This window comes from Homoserinibacter sp. GY 40078 (assembly GCF_008017545.1).
GTDB lineage: Bacteria > Actinomycetota > Actinomycetes > Actinomycetales > Microbacteriaceae > Homoserinibacter.
Window position 1 is genome coordinate 1,306,399 of sequence record NZ_VRTZ01000001.1, and the last position, 19,877, is coordinate 1,326,275.

The window sequence follows — 19,877 nt, forward strand, 5'->3', positions numbered from 1 at the left end:
GTGCGGCCGAGTCGTGACACGACCGTAACACGCCCGACCCTCGCTAGACATATGGTTCTATATGAATTGATGACAACGACGTCATGAGGAGGACGATGACCGACCACGCGGCCATCAGATTGACCGGGCTCACGAAGGAGTTCGGGGCTCTCACCGCGGTCGACCACATCGACCTCGAGATCGCCGCGGGCGAGTTCTTCTCGATGCTCGGCCCCTCGGGATCCGGCAAGACGACGGTGCTGCGGCTCATCGCCGGCTTCGAACAGCCCACCTCCGGCACCGTCGAGTTGTTCGGCGCCGACGTCACGCGCTCGGCCCCGTTCGATCGCGAGGTCAATACGGTCTTCCAGGACTACGCGCTGTTCCCGCACATGAGCGTGATCGACAACGTCGCCTACGGCCTCCGGGTGCGAGGCGTCGGCCGTGCCGAGCGTCGCGACCGCGCAATGCGGGCGCTCGCCGCCGTGCGCCTCGAGCAGTTCGCCTCGCGCAAGCCCGCCCAGCTTTCGGGCGGTCAGCGGCAGCGCGTGGCGCTCGCCCGAGCGACGGTCGTCGAGCCGAAGGTGCTGCTGCTCGACGAGCCGCTCGGCGCCCTCGACCTGAAGCTCCGGGAGCAGATGCAGGTCGAGCTCAAGCAACTGCAGCGCGAGCTCGGCATCACGTTCATCTTCGTGACGCACGACCAGGAGGAGGCGCTCACGCTCTCCGATCGGATCGCCGTGTTCCACGACGGGCGGATCGAGCAGCTCGGTACGCCGCGAGAGCTCTACGAGCGGCCGGCGTCGCGGTTCGTGGCCGACTTCGTCGGCACGACGAACCTGTTCGGGGCCGAGCACGCGCGGACCGTGCTCGGGCGCGACGGCGAGTTCTCGGTTCGCCCCGAGAAGCTCAGCCTCAGCGCGAGCGCCCCGACAGCGGTCGGCGTGCGCAGCGCCGCGGGAACGCTCGTCGAGACGATCTACCTCGGCAGCGCCATCCGGCGGGTGATCGACCTCGACGACGGCCCCCGCATCAGCGTGCTCCAGCGCAACGATCGCGCGCGCGAAGAAGACGACCTCCGCGGCGACCGCGTCCACGTGAGCTGGCACGACGAAGACATCGTCGCGCTCGTGCCGCCCGGCGGCTGAACTCCCGCGTCCCGATCCGTCCCAACCACCCACCGAGAGGAACCCACCATGAGCACCATGACTCGCGGCTGGCGCACAGCCACCGCATCGACAGCGGCGGTCGCATCGATCGTCCTGCTCGCCGCGTGCGGCACCAGCGGAGGCGGAGGCACCGGGGGGACCTCCGCGCAGACCGAACTCGGCGAGCTCGAGGGCAGCGTCTCGATCCTCGCCTGGCCCGGATACGTCGAAGACGGCAGCAACGACCCCAGCGTCGACTGGGTGAGCGGATTCGAGGAGGAGACCGGATGCACGGTCACCTCGAAGTCGTACGGCACCTCCGACGAGGCGGTCAGCCTCATGAAGACGGGCGACTACGACGTGATCGCGGCATCCGGCGACGCGACCCTGCGGCTCATCGCGGCGGGTGACGTGGCGCCGGTGAACACTGACCTGATCCCGAGCTACGCCGGGGTGTTCGACTTCCTGAAAGACAAGGAGTGGAACTCCGTCGACGGGCAGTCGTACGGGGTGCCCCACGGCTACGGCGCGAACCTGCTGCTCTACAACACGGACGTCGTGAGCCCCGCCCCGACCTCGTGGGATGTCGTCTTCGACGGTGCCTCCGCGTACTCGGGCAAGGTGACTTCGTACGACTCGCCCATCTACATCGCCGACGCGGCCGTGTACCTGATGGCGCACGAGCCCGACCTCGGGATCACCAACCCGTACGCGCTCGACGAGACGCAGTTCGCGGCAGCGGTCGACCTGCTGAAGGCGCAGCGCGAGCACGTGGGCGAGTACTGGTCGGACTACCTGAAGGAGATCCAGGCGTTCGAGTCGGGCGACTCGGTCGTCGGCACCACGTGGCAGGTCATCCAGAACGTCCTCGCCGGCGAGGTGTCGAACACCGCCGTCGTGCTGCCCGACGAGGGCGCCACCGGATGGTCGGACACCTGGATGATTGCATCCGAGGCGAAGAGCCCGAACTGCGCGTACGCGTGGCTCGACTGGATCGCGAGCCCCGAGGTGAACGCGCAGGCAACGGCTTACTTCGGTGAGGCGCCGTCGAGCCAGGAGGCGTGCGACTTCCGCGACGACTGCGACGCGTACCACGCAGGCGACGCGGACTACGCCTCGAAGATCTGGTACTGGACGACCCCGATCGCCGACTGCGTCGACGGCCGCACGGACGTCGAGTGCGTCGACTACGCCGAGTGGACCGCCGCCTGGTCCGAGATCAAGGGCTGACACCGCCCGCCGGGGCGGCGCACCGCGCGCCGCCCCGGCACCAGCCCCACCGCATCGAACCCGAGGAGCACACCCGGTGACCACCGCAGACCCCGTGCGCGCCGAGCGCACGCCACCGCCGCGGCGGGGAGGGTTCGCGCGCCGCGGATCGGTGTTCCTCACGACGCATCCGCGCGCACGACTCGCGCTGCTGCTCTCGGCGCCCCTGCTGTGGCTCGTGGTCGTCTACATCGTCGCGTTGCTGCTCCTGCTCGTGACCGCGTTCTGGACCGTCGACAGCTTCACGGGCGAGATCCGGATCGACTGGACCTTCGACAACATCGTCACCGTCGTCACGGGCGCGCTCTACCAGACGGTCACCCTGCGCACGGTCGGGGTCGCCGCGGCGGTGACGGTGATCGACGTGGCCCTCGCCCTGCCGATCGCGTTCTACATGGCGAAGGTCGCAGGCCCCCGTGCGCAGCGCGCGCTCGTGATCGCAGTGCTCATGCCTCTGTGGGCGAGCTACCTCGTGAAGGCGTATGCGTGGCGGTCCGTGCTGTCGCAGGACGGCATCCTGGAATGGCTGCTCTCGCCGATCGGGCTGCACACCCCCGGCTACGGGCTCACCGCGACGATCATCACGCTCTCGTACCTGTGGCTGCCCTACGTGATCCTGCCGATCTACGCGGGGCTCGAGCGCGTGCCCGACTCGCTCATCGAGGCCTCCGCCGACCTCGGCGGCGGCACCTGGCGCACCATGCGCAGCGTCGTGCTTCCGCTCGCGTTCCCCGCGATCGTCGCGGGCACGATCTTCAGCTTCTCGCTCTCGCTCGGCGACTACATCACGGTGAACATCGTCGGCGGAACGAGTCAGATGCTCGGCAACCTCGTGTACACGAACGTGGGCGCCGCCAACAACCTGCCGCTCGCGGCGGCGATCGCGCTCATCCCGATCGCGATCATCTTCGGCTACCTCGCGCTCGTGCGACGCACGGGTGCCCTCGACAACCTGTAGGGGATCGGATGCGACTCGGAACCGCCACGCGCATCGCGCTCGGCACCGTCACCGCGGTGATCCTCGCGATCGTCTACATCCCCCTGCTCGTGGTGCTGGCGAACTCGTTCTCCACCTCGACCTCGCTGTCGTGGCCGCCGCCCGGCTTCACGCTCGAATGGTGGGCGCGCGCATTCCAGAGCGAGGGCGCCCTCGACGCGATCTCGACGAGCGTCGTCGTCGCGATCGTCTCGACGGCCGTCGCGCTCGTGCTCGGCACGCTCATCTCACTCGCGCTCCAGCGGTTCAGCTTCTTCGGACGGGATGCGGTCTCGCTCCTCGTGATCCTGCCGATCGCACTGCCCGGCATCATCACGGGCATCGCGCTCAACAACTTCTTCCGCACGATCCTCGGGGTGCCGCTCTCGATCTGGACGGTCGTGATCGCCCATGCGACCTTCTGCATCGTGACCGTTTTCAACAACGTGATCGCCCGCCTGCGCCGCATGGGCATCAACCTCGAAGAGGCGTCGGCCGACCTCGGCGCGGGAGTGTGGACCACCTTCCGGCTCGTGACGTTCCCGCAGCTGCGCTCGGCGCTCCTCGCCGGGGGCCTGCTCGCGTTCGCGCTGAGCTTCGACGAGATCATCGTGACCACCTTCACCGCCGGCTCAGGCGTCACGACGCTGCCGATCTTCATCCTGAACAACATGTTCCGCCCCAACCAGGCGCCCATCGTCGCCGTCATCGCGGTGGTGCTCGTGGTCGTCTCCATCGTGCCGATCTACCTCGCTCAGCGCCTCTCCGGATCGGAGCAGACCCGGCGCTGAACCTTCGGTAGCATCGGCGGATGCGCGCGGGACGGGTGGAGTCGATCAGTCCCCGCGCGAGGCGCGTCCTCGCCGTCGTAGGGGCGCTCTACCTCGTCGCGGTCGCGGCGATCGCGTTCTGGCCGACCCCGGTGGACGGGGTTGCCTACGAGGCGATCCAGCGCACGACGGCGGTCGCCCCGGCGATCCGGCACGACGGCATCGAGATCGTCGCGAACGTGATGCTCTTCGTGCCGTTCGGCGTGATCGGGGTACTTATCGCGCTCTCTCGAGTCGTCGTCATCGCCGCCGCGGCTGTCTTCTCGACGCTCATCGAGCTCGTGCAGGGCGCTTTCCTGGAGCAACGCACAGCAAGCGTCACGGATGTGATCGCCAACACGGCGGGCGCCGTGGTCGGCGTGCTTCTCGCTCTCGCGATCCTGGCGAGAAGGGTGCGCGCGAGCCGCTCGCACTGAACGGTGTGGGGGACACCCGGCACCAACGGGGGTCAACCCTCGGGTGAACGGATGACCGACAGTCAGTCGGGGGTGCGTCACGATCGCCTGGGACCGATTCGCACGTCCCGAGGGGGAGGACGACTGTGGAATTGCGTGACTACCTGCGCATCTTGCGACGGCACTGGGTAGTCATCCTCGTGATGGTGCTGGTCGGAGCGGGCGCCGCGGCGACCTACTCCGTGCTCGTGACGCCGATGTACGAGGCGAGGACGAAGGTCTTCGTCGCGGCGACAGGCGCCAGCAGCGTGACCGAGCTCAACGCAGGCAGCAGCTTCACCCAGCAGATCGTCCGTAGCTACGCGGAGGTGGTCCGCACGGGGATCGTGCTCGAGCCCGTCATCGACGATCTCGACCTCGATGAGACCCCCGCCGAGCTCGCCACCAGGATCACCGCATCCGTCAAGCTCGACACGGTGATCGTCGAGATCTCCGTGACCGACTCGGACGCGGAGCAGGCCGCCCGTATCGCGAACGCCGTCGCGCGGCGCCTGATCGAGGCGGCGCCCGAGCTGACCCCCACCAACGCGGGCGGATCGGATCCCGTGCGGATCACGGTCGCTCAGAGGGCTGTGTTGCCGACCGAGCCGGTCTCGCCTCAGACGAGCCTCAACATCATTCTCGGCGCGATCGTCGGGCTCGTCCTCGGCCTCGCGATCGCGGTGCTGCATACGGTGCTGGATCAGCGCATCCGCGGCGCCCGCGAAGTGGCGCAACTCACCGACCGGCCGATCCTCGGCGCGATCGCGTACGACCCCAAGGCGAGCGAGCGCCCCCTGATCGTTCAGGTCGACCCGCTCAGCCCGCGTTCGGAATCGTTCCGCGCGCTCCGTACCAACCTGCAGTTCGTGGGGATGGACGGCACCAACCGCTCCTTCGTGATGACCTCCTCCCTCGAACTCGAGGGCAAGAGCACCACCACCGCAAACCTCGCGATCGCCTTGCGGGACTCGGGGCTGTCGGTGTGCGTTATCGAGGGCGACCTTCGGCGGCCCAAGCTCGCCGAGTACCTGGGTCTCGAAGGGGCTGTGGGTCTCAGCGACGTCCTCATCGGCCGCGTGCCGCTGCAGGACGCCCTGCAGCGCTGGGGAGGCGGCAACATGTTCGTGCTCCCCGCCGGTCAGCGTCCGCCGAACCCGAGCGAGCTGCTCGGTTCGGCCGCCATGTCGCGTGTGCTCCGCCAGCTCGAGTCGGAGTTCCACATCGTCCTGATCGACGCTCCTCCGCTGCTGCCGGTGACCGACGGTGCGATCCTCAGCAAGCAGACCTCAGGTGCGATCCTTCTCGTCGCAGCTGGCCGTACACACCGCGGGCAGTTCGAGGCGGCGCTCGCCTCGCTTGAGGGCGTGGGCGCCACGATCCACGGCATCGTGATGACGATGGTGCCCACGAAGGGCCCAGATGCATACGGCTACGGCGGATATGGCTCCGGCGGATACGGCTACACCTACCAGCCGAAGGTGGATGCACCGCGAGCGGTGTGACAGGAGGACGATGGACGCCGCGGACGGCCCCTTCCGCATTCTGGTGGTCTGCACCGGCAACGTGTGCCGGTCACCCCAGGCCGAGCGATTCCTGCGTGCCGGAGCAGAGGCAATGGGTGCGGGGGCGGACATCGAGGTGAGCAGCGCTGGGCTCGCAGCCCTCGTCGGCGAGCCGATGACCCCGCAAGCCGCGCGTGAGGCCGCCCTCCGCGGCGTCGACCCCGAAGGGCACGTCGCCCGGCAACTCGGCGCCGAGATGCTGGCCGAGGTCGACCTCGTGCTCACCATGGATCTTGCCCATCGTGCCGACGTCGTACGGATGGCTCCACGGCTGAGCGCCCAGGTCTTCACGCTTCCCGAGTTCGCGCGCCTCGCGGAGGAGGTCGCCGTCGAGGGGGCTCAAATCGAAGGCGATCGTCCCGCATCGATCGCCGGGCGGATGCGCGCGGTCCTACCCTGCATCGCCGCACGGCGGGGCTTCACCGCGCCGTCCGAGATCGGCATCGAGGAGATCGGGGATCCGTACGGCGCCGACGACACGGTCTACGCGAAGTCGGCGACCGCCGTCCACGCTGCGACGAGTCGCTTGCTCGCGGCGCTCGTGACCCTGCTGGAGCCGACGGAAGCGTCGTAGGCGGGCCCCCGATCGCTTCAGGGCGTTCTAGGGACTTACTGGACCCTCGTTCCCGGTTGGACGGATCCTGAACTGGCGCAGGCGTGAAGCTGGCCTCTCGACGATCAGCTGGCTGGCGTATGCGGCGAGGATCGTCAGCACGAAGCTGATGGGTGGTGCCCACGCCCCCAGGTCCGTCGCCCCTATCCATTCGACCAGGGGAAGGTTCCACAGATATGCCGCGTACGAGATCAGGCCGAGACGTTGTAGCGGGGCAAGAAGTCGTGGGCCAGCGACGCTCGTCGACTCAAGAGCGATGGAGATGAGCAGCATCGTGCACGCCCAGACGAGCGCGGCCCCAGCGAAGTAGACCCAGACCTGGTTCTTGAGATCGGGTGTGAAACTCAACGACGTCAAGATCAGGATGGCGAGAAGCAGGCGCGCGATTCGGGGGATGTTTGTCAGCCTGGTGAATACCTGCGCGCGAAACAGGGCGCTCGCGGATCCGAGGACCATAGCCATCGCCCACGGAACTCCGCTGGTGTAGACACGGTCCACGTCCGGCCACGCAATCACCAATCCGACGACTGTGAACGCGATGATGGCGACCGCGGCCCCCGACAACAGCAGCCCGACGCGTCGACGCCGAACCGCGAAGATGAGGATCAGGGGCCAGATCAAGTAGAACTGCTCTTCAGTCGCGAGCGTCCACAGATGTGCCAGCGCGATGCTTCCCTTTTCGATCCCCGGGATATTTGCGACATAACCGAGTGCCACGGCGACGGAGACCGGAAGGCTCTCCCGATCATTAAGCGGGTCTGCGATGAGCGTGACTGTCGAGAAGACGAGGATCATCAGCATGAGTGCCGGGTAGAGCCTGATGAAGCGGTGCCAGTAGAAGCGGCCAAAGCGCAGCCGCCCGAACTTGTCGAGGTCTCGGACGATCAATTGGGTGATCAGGAATCCGCTCAACGCGAAGAAGATGACCACGCCGACGAGGCCAGCGCCGCCGAAAACCTCGGGGTATGCGTGCCGCAATAGGACCAGGAGCACTGCCAGGCCACGGATTGCGTCGAGGCCGGGGTTCCGCGCGGTCATGTCGATGCTCCTGAGATGTGGTTCATCGCGATCTCGGCCGCGGGTGCACGACGATGCCGAAGGATGACGACGACGTAGACGAGCACCCGTGCGGCAACCCCGATTGCCAGGCCAAGGGTTGCCGCGACCGGGCCGATCGAGACGGCGGCGCCAGCCATCAGCGTCAAGCCTGCGATCGACGTCCACAGCGTCGCGACGGACATGGCTCTGGTCGCCCCCAGAGCGATCAGGCAGGACCGCGCGAGGACGAGCTCCATCGATGAGAGGCCGATCAGCAACCCAGCAGCGGCCCCCGCCGTCCAGTCCACGGTGATCGTCCCACCCGACAACCAGCCGAGCACCCATGTGCCGGTTGATGCCAGCGTCACCGTCGCACCGATGAACGCAGCTGCCCCGACGGCCGCGGCGATTCGGATGCGGCGCCACAGATCGCTCTCCTGAGCCGCGGGAACCCAGCCCTGCAGAGCGTTCGCAATCGGCCCGAATCCGGAGAGCGCCTGCTTGACGAGTTTGTCGACGAGAGTGAAGACCGTCAGCCCCGATGTCGGCAACGCCGCGTAGATCATCAGCGGCGCCGCCCCATAGACGGAGTTCACGATGCTCGCGGACACGCCGTTGAAACCCTCTCGCAGAAGCGAGACAAGCGAGCGACGCGCACGGACCTCGCGGTGGCGGCGCGTAGACGTGTGAACGTACAGCGTTCCGCCAACCGCTCCGAGCAATGCGCCGGCGACCGACGCGCCGAGGGCGAGCTGGCCATCGTTGGTCGAGAGCGCCAGCCCGATGGCAGCCAGGTTGCCAGCGGAGCGCGGGAGGCCCTCGAAGAGGAGAACGAGCCAGGACTGACCAGTTCCGAGGAAGTACCACGCGGCGCTAAGGCCCGTCACCAACGTGGTGAGGCAACCAAGAACCGCCAGCCCCATATGTTCGGGCGTCAGGGCGATGCAGCAGAGGCTGGTGGCGACGACCACCGGCGGCGTCAAGGCGCTCCTGACGCGAATGGATTCAAGATTGCGTTGATGTCTGGCAGCGGTGTCAGCTCGTGCGACAAGGGCCGGCCCGGTGACTCCCCATCCGAAGAGTAGTACTGCGGCTCCGAGGCCTCCGACTGCTTGAGCGACGGCGACCGACGACCATGCGTGCGGTCCGATCGCCGTGACGAGAGCGGGCACGAGCAGAATCGAGGAGACGGCGACCACGAGGGTGCTGGTCACGAGAGGCAGCACGCGGTTCAACATCGCAGTGCCCCTCGGCCGACTGCAGGCGATGTCATGCCTGGGTCTCCTTGACGCGATGCCGGCGACGGCTGAGGCGTGCTACTGGGCGCTCCACCGCGAAGTAGACGGCGATCCCGACCGCAACTCCGCCGAGCCCTCCCAGCAGCATTGCGACTCCGGGCACCTCGGGTAGCAGGGCGCGGACCAGGTGGATGATCACGTCGTGGGCGAGGTAGATGCTGTAGCTGGCGAGCCCGATGAGCTGCAGGACGCGCCATCCCGCGACGCGCAGCATCAGTTCCTTGGCGCGTCCGTCGCTCGGCAGCATTCCCCAGAGCACGGCGATGGCTGCCGCGATTGCCCACAACGTAGGGCGGAACGCCGTCTCGGCCCAACCGCCGGGGATCGCGAACGACACCCCGTAGAGGGTCGCGGCGATGATCAGCGCGGGTGCGCTTCCCACCCAGGCGAGAGCCCGGCTCGGATGTTCACCGTGCCGATGGAGGAGGGCCGCGCACAGCACCCCCCATGCGATCGCCTCGAGCCGCGCGTCCGTTCCCCTCATCGCGTGCAACGAATCCGCATCGAAGGAGAGGGCGACTCGGGCGGCGAGCGATCCCACGACGCCGACGAGGGCGATGGACACGAGTCCGATGCGCCAATGCCTGCTGCGGACCAACATGATCCACAGCAGGGCGAAGACGATGTAGAACTGTTCCTCGACTGCGAGGCTCCAGACGACGGTCGAACCTGGGAGCACCCCGTCGAACGCCCCCGGAAGGTAGATCTCGGCCCAGTTGTAGCTGAAGAAGATCTGCGTAAGGAACGCCGGCCAGGAGATCGTCGCGAACAGCGCGTAGACGAGGGTCGGCACAGCGATGATCAACACGAAGGGCGGTGCGATCTTCCATAGCCGTCGCGCGTAGAACCGCCGGACGTTGAAGGCTCCGGCGCGGTCTCGTTCCGAGATGAGGAGGAAGGTGATGATGAAGCCGCTGATCGTGAAGAAGATGGTGACACCGCTGTCGCCTGGGGAGACACGGATGCCCGCATGCATCACGACGACGAGCATCACCGCGACCGCCCGCATCGCATCGATGTGTGCGAAACGGTTGGCGGAGTTGAGCGCGGGGCCTGCCGTCTGAGGGGCGGCGCGTCGTGTCGGCGTCGTCATCATCCGACCGCTCCGTCTTGTTCGTAGAGCGCGAGGTATGCGTCTGCCGCTGCGGCGAGGCTGAATCGGCCGTCGACCAGCGCCCGTGCATTCGTGCCGAGCGTCTCGGGATCGGAACCCATGGCTCGCTGCAGTGCGTCGCCGATTGCATCGGCTGTGGCTGCCTCCGCAAGGATCCCGGTGACGCCGTCCTCGATCTTGTCGGGGATGCCTCCGACCGGCGTACCCACGATAAGTCGGCCGTGCGCCATCGCCTCGAGGGTCGTGAGGCTGCTGCCTTCGTATCGGGAGGGCTGCACGAAGAGCGAGGCACCCGCGACCGCCGTCTGCACCTCCGCGTCGCTCCGCCCCGAGGCGATCTCGAGCGGAACGCGAGCCGCATGAGCCTTCGCGACGATCCGCTCAGCATCCGGGCCCGAGCCGTAGTGCCTCCAGCGGTAACCCTCCGGCAGTGCCTCTCGTACATCGGGCCGAGCGAGCGCATCGGCGAGCAGGTCGAATCCCTTGTTGTGTACGAGCCGCCCGACGCTCACGATCGTGAACTCCGCTGGGCGGGTTCCACCCGCGTCGAGCGCGCGTAGCGCGTCCACGTCGACCGCGTTGGGGATCAGGGCCACTCGCTCCGGCGGTACCCGGAGGTTCCGTGTGACGGCATCTTGCAATCCCGCGTCGGTCGCGATCACCCAACGGGCATGGGCGCTGCCCCGCGCAAGGTGTCGGGTGAAGAGACGGTTGGGCACACGCAAGAGGGAGAAGCGGCCGAACTCCTCCATCCCGTGGGGGTTGACGATCGTCGTCGGGAACGCGTCCTGAATCGCGCGGTGCCGGAGGACCCCCGCGCTCGCGCCGTGAAGGTGCAGCACACCTCGCCCGTTGCCAGAGGTGGCGAGCGCCTTGGCGACTCGGGTGACCCACAACTGGTAGGCCAGTCCGAAGGTCGACAGCGCCTTGTAGCGATCAAAACGCGGCCAGGGGACATCAAGAACATCGATACCGGCGGGCGGGTCGCCGCGCATCGACCGGCGGTCGGTCACGATCGTCACCGGTACGCCGCGCTCCGCGAGCGATCGCGCGTGCTCTCCGGCGGCGCGCTCGAGACCGCCGATTCCATCGGCGAACGAGAGCCGACGCACAACGACGACCAGTCGAACCGTCACGTTCGCACCGCCAATTGCGGTGCGGGATCCAGGATGCGGCTGGATGTGCCGGTGCGAAGAGGCCTGCGTGAGCGTGGTCGCTTCCTGGGGGTGAGGAAGACGGCCAACGCCAGGATCAGCACCGTCCCGAAGAAGACCACGGAGCCGCCGAGGGGCCCACGGATGAGACCGAACTGAGCGACAGCGAACACCACTGCCAGGTGGGCAGCGAGGCTCCCGGGCGCACTGCTGTAGCGATGATCGAGCACGCGGGTTACGTAGCCGTAGAGCAGCATGCCGGCGACCATTCCCACGATCGAGAGATCCAGATAGAACTCACCCCAGATCGGCAGGCTCAGGTTCTGGAAGGAGTACCCGCGATCCGCCGCGACATCGAGGCTCGCGGGAGTCGGCTTCGCCTCCCAGATCGAGCGCGGCACGAAGTAGCCGATCGCAGCGAGGATGTGCACCCCGAATGCGTATCCGTGGGAGTGCACGTACTCGACCGTATTCGCGATCATCTGGAAACCGTCGAAGTCGACTCCCTGATACACGTCGACCGAGAGACCGTCCGCCTGCTGCTGCACAGAGTCCTTCTTGAACCAGGATGCGAGCGGGTAGAGCGTCAGGACCGAGATCGCGGACGCCCAACCGAAGACCGACTTCACGCGAGTGCTGCGGAGATCGACGAAGCCAAGCGCCACACCGAGGATCGTCGACAGCGCGATGTACCGCGAGATCGCGAACGGGTTCGCGAACATCAGCACGAGGATCATCGCGGCCCCGAATGCGGGGAGGATGAACAGCTGCTGCTTGGGGAGGTAGCGCCCGTAGTTGCGCAGCATGTAGGCGGTGGCGTAGCCGCCTACCAGAGCGATAGCGGACGGCAAGCGGTTGAGGAGGAAGAGCGTGACCGTGTCGTCGGATGCGCCGGACTCGGCGAACGCCTGCGCGACGTCGTCGCGGGTGGTGAAACGGCCTGCCAGCCCGCCTGTCGAGGCGAGCACGACCGGTAGCAACGCGAAGCCGAGGAGCAGCAGCGGTGCGACGCGGGGAGGCGCCTCCTCGATCCGAGGGTCGGTAGCGAGGGCAGGCAGATCCTCCACGGGCCTCGCGTCGCGTCGCCTACCGGCCAGCCAGCTGCCGGCGATGAACGCGACGAGCGAAAGCGTGAAGAGCGCTTCCGAGATCAGGAACGTCCGGGACTGGTACACGTCGAGCCAGGGGAGGACTCCCGTGCTGATCTGCACGATCGGGGCGAAACCCAACCAGACCAGCGTGAACGACCAGAACGTCAGCGCCACCGGGCCGCTATGCCGGGAGAGCGGGCTGGAGGCGAGCTGCCACGCGCAGATCGTGAAGTTCAGCAGCGCCAGCCACAGCGCGACGTCGCCCGAGAACTGCACGAACAGCACCCACATCGTCGTCGTGACACAGGTGGTGACGAGCAGCGCGATCAGTCGGCTGTTGTACGCCTTCACGGGACGATCGCACCGACTTTCGAGGTGAGGAACTCGCGGGCCGTCTCTCCGCGGGCCGTCCAGCTGTTCGCCCGCGCGAGAGCGCGACGCCGGGCGAGGTCGGTCGTCGAGGGCGAGCCCACCTGGTCGAGCACCGAGCTCACGAAAGCTTCCGCCGTCTCCGCGACGACCACATCGGGCTCCGAGGGCACGACCGCGGGGATGGGCGTGGAGGTGACCGCGAGTCCGGCGGCGAGGTACTCGAAGGTCTTGAGCGGGCTGACGCCGCGCGTGTACGAGTTCTGGACGTAGGGGATGAGGCCGACGGCGCAGGAGCGATAGAGACGGGCGAGAGCATCCGCGCCGAGCATGCCGTGGTAGGTCGCGCCGCGTGCGACGAGGGCGTCGATCTCGGGTCGCGCGTTCCCGCCGCCCTCTGAGACGGGACCGGCCAGGTGCAGGTCGATCCCGTGATCGACGAGCGCAGCGAGCAGGTCGAAGTCGACCTTGGTCGTGGTGAGGTTTCCCGCGAAGACGGCCGCGCCGGATCGGTCCGCCGTGTCGACGGGGGTCGTCGCATCCGTCTCCGGGCCCTCGAACACGCTGACGTCGGCCACATTCGGCCACCACTGCACGTCGCCGAATCCGGCGGCTTCGAGGTGCGAGACGACGACGGGGCTGCTGCCAGCCGCGCGTGCCCCCGCTTCCGCGAGGCGCCGCTCGTGGGCGTCGATGAGAGCGGCGGAGATGCCCGGAACCTCCCCGAGCAGGTCGACGCAGTGGTACACGATGACGTCCGCTTCCGCCTCGAGGCCATAGGTCACGGGCGTGTAGGTCCACAGCACCTTGATGCCGGGCGCGTCTCTCCAGTCCGCGACGGCGCGGCGCAACTGCGCCCGGCTGATCGCGGCGACCGCGGTCCAGGCCGCGGGGGCGACCACCGGCGACGCGATTCGGGTGCCCGCGGGTACCGGGCGACGTACCTCCTCGCCGCGGACCGGCTTGACCACCGCGGCAAGTCGGCGCGCGATGCGGGCAAGATCGCGACGCGAGAGTTCGGGGCTGCGCAGCGCCATCGACTCGACGAAGGTGATCCGGGCGTCGTCGAGCGCCGCCAGCTCCCGGGTCATGTAGTGCTGGTTCGTCGCGATTGGCTGATTCCAGTCCGCCGTCCCGAGGATGAGGATCGAGAGCCCCGCGCCCTCCGCCGCCTCAGACATTGACGCCCACCCAGTCCCGGATCCGCTCCTGGAATCGCTCGCGCGAGAGCCAGTCGACGTCGGATTCGCGCGGTCGCGCGCCCTGCTCGATGAGGGCGCGCACCTGGTCGGCTGCCGCGTCGAGGTCGCCGAAGTGGATCGCGCAGGCCGCATCCGACTTCGCAATGCCCTCCCGGGCACCGCCCTCGGCGTTCACGACCACCCGGCCCCCGGCCGCGAGCGCCTCGACCGGCATCATCCCGAAGTCCTCGATCGGCGGGAAGACGTAAACGGTGGCCTCGCCGAAGAGCGCGACGAGCAGCTCGTCGGAGGGGTCGTGGACGAAGCGGGCGTCGATCCGCAGGTCCGCGGCGATCGCGCGCAGCCGGGCCTCGTCGGAGCCTCCGCCCGCGAGCACGACCGGCAGGTCGAGCTTCGCCGCGAGGCGCAGCACCGTGTCGAGACCCTTGTACGGCACGAAGCGCGACGCGCCGAGCACGAACTCGTCCGGCAGGCTCGCGAGGGTCTCCGCGTCGGTGTCCGAGAGCAGTTCGCGGCGCGCGGCGACCTCGCGGATCCGCTCGACGTCGATCGGGGGGTGGATGACGTCCGCGTCGCGATCCCAGTAGGTGCGGATGCGGTCACGCACGAACGCGCTGTTCGCGGCGAAGGCGTTCACATCCTGGGCACGCGAGCGGTCGATCGGCTTGAGCAGGGTGCTCGCGGCGCGCATGAGCGGGCTGCGCCCGCGCGGGTCGTGTTCGGGTGTCCAGATGTATCGGGCCGGGGTGTGCACGTAGGCGAGCTTCGGCACGTCGGCGCCCACGAACTGCGCGTGGTGGGCGAAGAGGTGCGAGCTCGCGAGGATCCAGTCCGGCTGCTCGGCGGGTCGCAGGCGGCGCCACGTCATGGGCATGAAGGGGAGCGCCGCGACCTTGCTGCGGCTGAGGGGCGTGCGCGCCAGCCAGCTCTCGTGCACACGCCTGCCGGGGAATCGGCCCGGGGCGTCGTTCCAGAGGCAGTAGATGTCGGCGTCGGGGTACGCGTCCGCGATCGCCTCGAGCACGCGCTCGGACCCCCCGCGGAGCTCGACCCATTCGTGGATGAGAGCCCCTACCATCGTGCGACCGTCAATGCGCTGTCTGTCCGGGGTCGACGACCGCCTTGAAGGTGCGCCACAGGATCACGAGGTCGCCCATGATCGACCAGTTCTCCACGTAGTAGAGGTCGAGACGGATCGCGTCCTCCCACGTGAGGGCGGAGCGTCCGCTCACCTGCCACAGGCCGCTGACGCCGGGCTTCAGCAGCAGGCGCCGGGTCGCCGCGTCGTCGTAGAGGGCCACCTCGGCGGCGATCTGCGGGCGCGGCCCCACGAGGCTCATCGAGCCGAGGAACACGTTGAACAGCTGGGGCAGCTCGTCGAGCGAGTACTTGCGCAGCACGCGGCCGAGCGGGGTGATGCGCGGGTCGTTCTGCACCTTGAACAGCGGCGTCTGAGCCGTGCCCTGCTCCTCGAGAAGGCGCTGGAGTTCGGCGTCGGCCCCGACTCGCATCGAGCGGAACTTCAGCATCGGGAACGCCGCTCCGCGGTATCCGATCCGCTCGGAGCGGTAGAGCACGGGGCCGGGGCTCGTGAGCTTCACGGCGAGCGCGACACCGATGAGCACGGGTGAGGCGATCAGGATCAGCACGCCCGAGACGACGATGTCGAACGCGCGCTTGCCGAAGGCCTTGATGCCTTCGTAACGCGGGGTCTCGACGTGGATCAGGGGCAGGCCGGCGACGGGGCGCGTGTGGATGCGCGGGCCGCCGACGTCGGTGAGGCTCGGAGCCATGACGAGGTGCTGACGGCCGGGCTCGAGGCGCCAGCTGATCTCGCGGATGCGGTGCGCCGGCAGCTCGTCGCTTCCGGTCACGATGACCGTGTCGCAGCCGAACTCGCCCATCGCGTCGATGATGTCGCGGCCGTCCGAGACGATCGGGATCGTGGTGCCGAGCAGATGGCGGGGGACGGAGTCGTACGACGGAGGGACGCTCGCGGCGATCACCCGGTAACCGGCCTCCGGTGCGCGCGAGAGCTCGCGTGCCGTGACCGTCACCGATTCGAGTGACCCGAAGAGGATGACGCGCGAGGCGAGCTGGCCGGCCTGGCGGCGTCCGCGCAGCCACTGCCGCCAGATCCAGCGGCTTCCGAGCAGGGCGACCGTCCCGAGCGGGAAGGTGAAGAGGATGTACCCCCGTGCGACATCGATCTGCGCGAGGAAGGCGATGATGGCGACGAGGCTGAACAGCAGCACCGAGGCGTCGAGCACACGCTTGTACTCGGCGCTTCCCGAGCCCAGCACGCGGGTGTCGCGGGTGCCGAAGGCGGCGAGCCCGCCCACCCAGGCGAGCCCGATGATGATCGAGATCGCGGGGTAGCTCACGCCGATGCCACCGACCGAGACGGTGAGCGACGGGTCGTGCAGAACCAGCGCCCTCCAGATGAACTGAGAGACGGCGATCATCACGATGATGACCGCGGTGTCGCTGATGGCGATGCGTGCGGAATAGGCGGATTCCCAGGACGCCACCCGCTGAGTCGGGCGCGCGCGCACCTGGGACTCGAACTGCGTACTCATGGTCGGGCTCCATTCGCGGTGGACGCCACGACGCTATGGGCGCCCTATGGCCTCTGGGGGGACAAGGTGTCGGGGCGTGCCCCTTCGGGTGAACCCCATTTGGGGGGACGGGGGTCGATGTCATCCTGAGGAGGGCAAATGGCACGAAGCGGGGTTCACCTGTGGCTACCCTGAAGCGCGCTCCGATCGCCCGAACCGTGAGGACTGAATGACCGCCGTGCATCGTCGTCGGCGCCTCGGCCCGCTCGAGTGGATCGTGGTCGCGGGACTCGTCCTCCTCGTTGCGTGGACGGCATGGCTCGGTGTCCGAGGTGCGGGAGCCGCGGAGCGCCTCGCCGCCCTGCCCGGGCGCGCCGACGAACTCCAGGAGGCCCTTGTCTCCGGGGATCTCGCCTCCGCAGAACGTGCCGCGGATGACATCCGCGTTGCCGCGCACGAGGCGTCGGACCTCACCGGCGACCCCGTCTGGCGCCTCTCGGAGGGGCTGCCTTGGCTCGGTGCGAACCTCGCTGCGGTTCGCGGATCGGCGGGGGTCGCGACGGCTCTCGCCGACGACGCGCTGCCGCCGCTTGTCGCCTCCGCGAGCCGCATCGACCCCTCCTCGTTCGGGGTACACGACGGTGCGGTCGATCTGGAGGGGATCGTGGCCTCGCAGCAGGCGCTCGCGCAGGTCGCCGACGCTCTCGCGGATGCTCGCGACCGGGCGACGGGGATCGATGTCGCCCGCACGGTACGCCCCCTGCGGAGCGCGCTCGGCGAGCTGTTGCCGCGGCTGGATGAGCTGACCGAGACCGCCGACGCCCTCGAGCGCACCTCCGTGCTGCTCCCGTCGCTCCTCGGCGGCGACGGGGCACGCACGACTCTCGTGCTCGTGCAGAACAACGCGGAGCTGCGCGCATCCGGCGGGGTGAGCGGCGCGCTCGTGCTGATTCGCGCCGACGACGGCCGGATCGAGCTCGCGGATCAGGCCTCGGGCGGCGAGCTCGCGCGTTTCCCGCACAGCGTGCTCCCGCTCGACGTCGCGACCCGCTCGCTCTACGGGGAGGTGACGGGCCGGTATGTGCACGACGTGAACCTCACCCCGTGGTTCGACACGAGCGCTCAGCTGGCGGCCGAGATGTGGGAGCAGCGCCGTGGGGGTCGGGTCGACCAGGTGGTCGCCGTCGACCCCGTCCTGCTGGCCTACCTGCTCGAGGCGATCGGCCCCGTCGAGGTGCGGGGCGTCGAGCTGACCGCATCGAACGCGGTCGAGGTGCTGCTGAGCGACAGCTACGCCCGATTCCCGGACCCCACTGACCAGGACGCCTTCTTCGCCGACGTCGCGCAGGCGGTGTTCGGTCAGCTGCTGCACGCTGACGCGTCTGCCGCGGATGGCATCGTCCGGGCACTCGTGCGCGGAGGCGACGAAGGGCGCATCCGCATCTGGAGCTCGCACGAGGCAGACCAGACGCTCCTCGCGCAGACGAGTCTGGACGGCATCCCCGCCTCCGACGCGGCGGGCGGGCCGACGGCGCTGCTCGTGCTCAACGACGCGACCGGCGCGAAGATGGACTACTACCTGACCGGCGAGGTCGAAGCGTCCGTCTGCCGGGCGGCGGATGGCACGGCCGTCGTGCAGATCGCGGTCGAGATCGGGAACGATGCCCCAGAGGACGCGGCCCGCTCACTGCCCGCCTACGTGACAGGCGGGGGAGCGTACGGCGTCGCGCCGGGGGATGCATCCACGCTCGTCGCGGTCTACGGGCCGGTGGGCGCGCGAGTGCTCGCGGCGACCCTCGACGACGTGGCGACATCCGGGGCGAGCGTTGTGGATCGGGATCGCCCCGTGTTCCAGGTGCGGATGACGCTCTCGCCGGGCGAGACGCAGCGTCTCGTCGTGGAATTCATCGTCGATGACGCCCCCGAGCAGGTCACTGTCAACCTTCCACCGACAGTTCGCCCCGTGACCCTCCGGCAGCTCCCCGGTGCTTGTTAGTCTCCCCGCGTACCAAGGGGGTCCCGGCGCGCCGCCGGCTGCCGTCTTCCGCGCCACTGATCCGGGGGTCCGACCATGGCCATGAAGAAGCTCATCGCTGCAGCCGCGCTCGCGGTCGCGCTCGTCGCCGCTCCCGCGGCATCCGCGATGGCGGCGCCCGCCTACGTGCCGGTTGGACCCATCGACGGGCCGACGACGATCGTCCCGGGTGGTTCGGCTACCTTCAACTTCGGTTCCTTCTCGCCCAATGAAACCGTTGTCTTCACGCTGACAGGCGAGGGAGTTGGGCCCGGCAGCCTCGCGACGGCCGGCGCGCGTTCTGTGGTGGGTTCGGTCTCGGTGCAGAAGGAAGCCGCCGAAGACGGTTCCGTTGCGGTCGAGGTCACCCTCCCCGAGGACGCTTCCGGCGAGTACACCCTCCACGGCACCGGCCAGACGAGCGGCGTCGAAGCCGAGTCGGTCATCGCCGTCGACGGAGGCACCGCAGGTGACGGGGGCGGAACCGCGTCCCCCGGTGACGGCGCCGACTCCGATCTCGGCTGGGTCATCTGGGTCGCCGTAGCGCTCGTGATCGTGGTGGTCGTTCCGCCTCTCGTGGTGCGCCGTCGGCGGACCATGGCGGAGGCCACGGTCGGCCCGCGTCGCGACACGGACGCGAGCTGACGCCCGACAGCCCCACACGCGCCGCGCGTTCCTCGAGCCGCCGACGGGATCCGCTGACCGCGTTCGCGGCGACCGGGGCCGTGGCAGCGCTCGGTGTGGTCCTGGCGTTCGCGCTCGTCCCGTCCATCGATGCTCTGCCGATCACCCCGGCGATCGCGCAGGCTCTCGTATTCCTCGTCGTGTGGGTGCCGCTCGTCGCGGGGATCGCGGTCGCGATACGCCTGGGCGGGATGCGGCTCGGAGACGCGGGGCTGCGCATCCGGGTGATCGACCTGGGGCTCGGGCTGCTCGTCGGCGTGGTGCTGCGGTTCGTGCTGGAGGCGTTCGTTCCCACGACGGGCGGCGCGGCGCTCGACGGGTCGGGCGGCGTCGGCGATGTTCCGGCGTTCGTCGTGCTGGCGGTCGGCTCGGTGCTCGTCGCGCCTCTCCTGGAGGAGGCGTTCTTCCGCGGGGTGCTGCTGAGGTCGACCGTCGATCTCATCGGCGGCACGGCTCTCGGACGGATCGGGGGTGCCTTCTCCGGGGTGATCTGGTCGACGGCGCTGTTCGTGCTCCTGCACCTCGCGGCGGCTCCGCAGTC

General features: G+C 68.7%; 18 protein-coding genes. 10 read left to right on the plus strand and 8 right to left on the minus strand.

Annotated elements, in window-relative coordinates:
• Window positions 1-95: 95 nt before the first annotated feature.
• The 7 genes from FVQ89_RS06280 (at window position 96) to FVQ89_RS06310 (ending at window position 6,775) form a co-directional block, all read left to right on the plus strand.
• Window positions 96-1,127: an ABC transporter ATP-binding protein gene (locus FVQ89_RS06280; protein WP_147900996.1), complete on the plus strand. Its 1,032-nt coding sequence runs from the start codon at window positions 96-98 to the stop codon at window positions 1,125-1,127.
• 48 nt (window positions 1,128-1,175) lie between these two features.
• Window positions 1,176-2,357 (plus strand): ABC transporter substrate-binding protein, encoded by a 1,182-nt coding sequence (locus FVQ89_RS06285; protein WP_147900997.1) that lies wholly within the window; start codon window positions 1,176-1,178, stop codon window positions 2,355-2,357.
• Between the two features lie 76 nt (window positions 2,358-2,433).
• A complete protein-coding gene (locus tag FVQ89_RS06290; RefSeq protein WP_222706044.1) occupies window positions 2,434-3,354 on the plus strand; it encodes an ABC transporter permease in 921 nt (306 codons plus the stop codon).
• Between the two features lie 8 nt (window positions 3,355-3,362).
• Window positions 3,363-4,163: an ABC transporter permease gene (locus FVQ89_RS06295; RefSeq protein WP_147900998.1), complete on the plus strand. Its 801-nt coding sequence runs from the start codon at window positions 3,363-3,365 to the stop codon at window positions 4,161-4,163.
• Window positions 4,164-4,183: 20 nt separating this feature from the next.
• On the plus strand, window positions 4,184-4,618 hold the full coding sequence (locus tag FVQ89_RS06300; RefSeq protein ID WP_147900999.1) for a VanZ family protein: 435 nt from the start codon (window positions 4,184-4,186) through the stop codon (window positions 4,616-4,618).
• Between the two features lie 125 nt (window positions 4,619-4,743).
• Entirely contained in the window at window positions 4,744-6,141 is a 1,398-nt protein-coding gene (locus tag FVQ89_RS06305) for a polysaccharide biosynthesis tyrosine autokinase (protein ID WP_147901000.1), read from the plus strand.
• Between the two features lie 10 nt (window positions 6,142-6,151).
• The gene (locus tag FVQ89_RS06310) at window positions 6,152-6,775 is read left to right on the plus strand and encodes a low molecular weight phosphatase family protein (RefSeq protein ID WP_187264931.1); all 624 of its coding nucleotides are present in this window, start codon (window positions 6,152-6,154) and stop codon (window positions 6,773-6,775) included.
• Between the two features lie 27 nt (window positions 6,776-6,802).
• Here FVQ89_RS06310 and FVQ89_RS06315 read toward each other — a convergent pair whose 3' ends face one another.
• From FVQ89_RS06315 to FVQ89_RS06345, 8 genes are read right to left on the minus strand one after another with little or no spacing between them, the layout of a single operon-like run.
• A complete protein-coding gene (locus tag FVQ89_RS06315) occupies window positions 6,803-7,852 on the minus strand; it encodes an acyltransferase (protein ID WP_187264932.1) in 1,050 nt (349 codons plus the stop codon).
• A complete protein-coding gene (locus FVQ89_RS14415; RefSeq protein WP_187264933.1) occupies window positions 7,849-9,090 on the minus strand; it encodes a hypothetical protein in 1,242 nt (413 codons plus the stop codon). Before FVQ89_RS14415 ends, FVQ89_RS06315 begins: the two co-directional genes overlap by 4 nt.
• A 31-nt stretch (window positions 9,091-9,121) precedes the next feature.
• The gene (locus FVQ89_RS06320; RefSeq protein ID WP_147901003.1) at window positions 9,122-10,246 is read right to left on the minus strand and encodes an acyltransferase; all 1,125 of its coding nucleotides are present in this window, start codon (window positions 10,244-10,246) and stop codon (window positions 9,122-9,124) included.
• Window positions 10,243-11,400, minus strand: a complete 1,158-nt coding sequence (locus FVQ89_RS06325; protein WP_147901004.1) for a glycosyltransferase family 4 protein — start codon at window positions 11,398-11,400, stop codon at window positions 10,243-10,245. The genes FVQ89_RS06320 and FVQ89_RS06325 overlap by 4 nt, the downstream gene beginning before the upstream one ends.
• A complete protein-coding gene (locus tag FVQ89_RS06330; protein WP_147901005.1) occupies window positions 11,397-12,860 on the minus strand; it encodes a hypothetical protein in 1,464 nt (487 codons plus the stop codon). The genes FVQ89_RS06325 and FVQ89_RS06330 overlap by 4 nt, the downstream gene beginning before the upstream one ends.
• Window positions 12,857-14,059: a glycosyltransferase gene (locus FVQ89_RS06335; RefSeq protein ID WP_147901006.1), complete on the minus strand. Its 1,203-nt coding sequence runs from the start codon at window positions 14,057-14,059 to the stop codon at window positions 12,857-12,859. Before FVQ89_RS06335 ends, FVQ89_RS06330 begins: the two co-directional genes overlap by 4 nt.
• Window positions 14,052-15,158: a glycosyltransferase gene (locus FVQ89_RS06340; protein ID WP_222706045.1), complete on the minus strand. Its 1,107-nt coding sequence runs from the start codon at window positions 15,156-15,158 to the stop codon at window positions 14,052-14,054. Before FVQ89_RS06340 ends, FVQ89_RS06335 begins: the two co-directional genes overlap by 8 nt.
• 10 nt (window positions 15,159-15,168) lie before the next feature.
• On the minus strand, window positions 15,169-16,659 hold the full coding sequence (locus FVQ89_RS06345; RefSeq protein ID WP_147901007.1) for a sugar transferase: 1,491 nt from the start codon (window positions 16,657-16,659) through the stop codon (window positions 15,169-15,171).
• Between the two features lie 208 nt (window positions 16,660-16,867).
• Between FVQ89_RS06345 and FVQ89_RS06350 the strand changes: the two genes are divergently transcribed.
• The 3 genes from FVQ89_RS06350 to FVQ89_RS06360 all read left to right on the plus strand — a co-directional run.
• Window positions 16,868-18,634 (plus strand): DUF4012 domain-containing protein, encoded by a 1,767-nt coding sequence (locus tag FVQ89_RS06350; RefSeq protein WP_147901008.1) that lies wholly within the window; start codon window positions 16,868-16,870, stop codon window positions 18,632-18,634.
• 75 nt (window positions 18,635-18,709) lie between these two features.
• The gene (locus FVQ89_RS06355) at window positions 18,710-19,297 is read left to right on the plus strand and encodes a hypothetical protein (RefSeq protein WP_147901009.1); all 588 of its coding nucleotides are present in this window, start codon (window positions 18,710-18,712) and stop codon (window positions 19,295-19,297) included.
• An 80-nt stretch (window positions 19,298-19,377) separates the two neighbouring features.
• Window positions 19,378-19,877 (plus strand): CPBP family intramembrane glutamic endopeptidase (locus FVQ89_RS06360; RefSeq protein WP_147901010.1); only part of this gene is annotated, 500 nt, incomplete at its 3' end.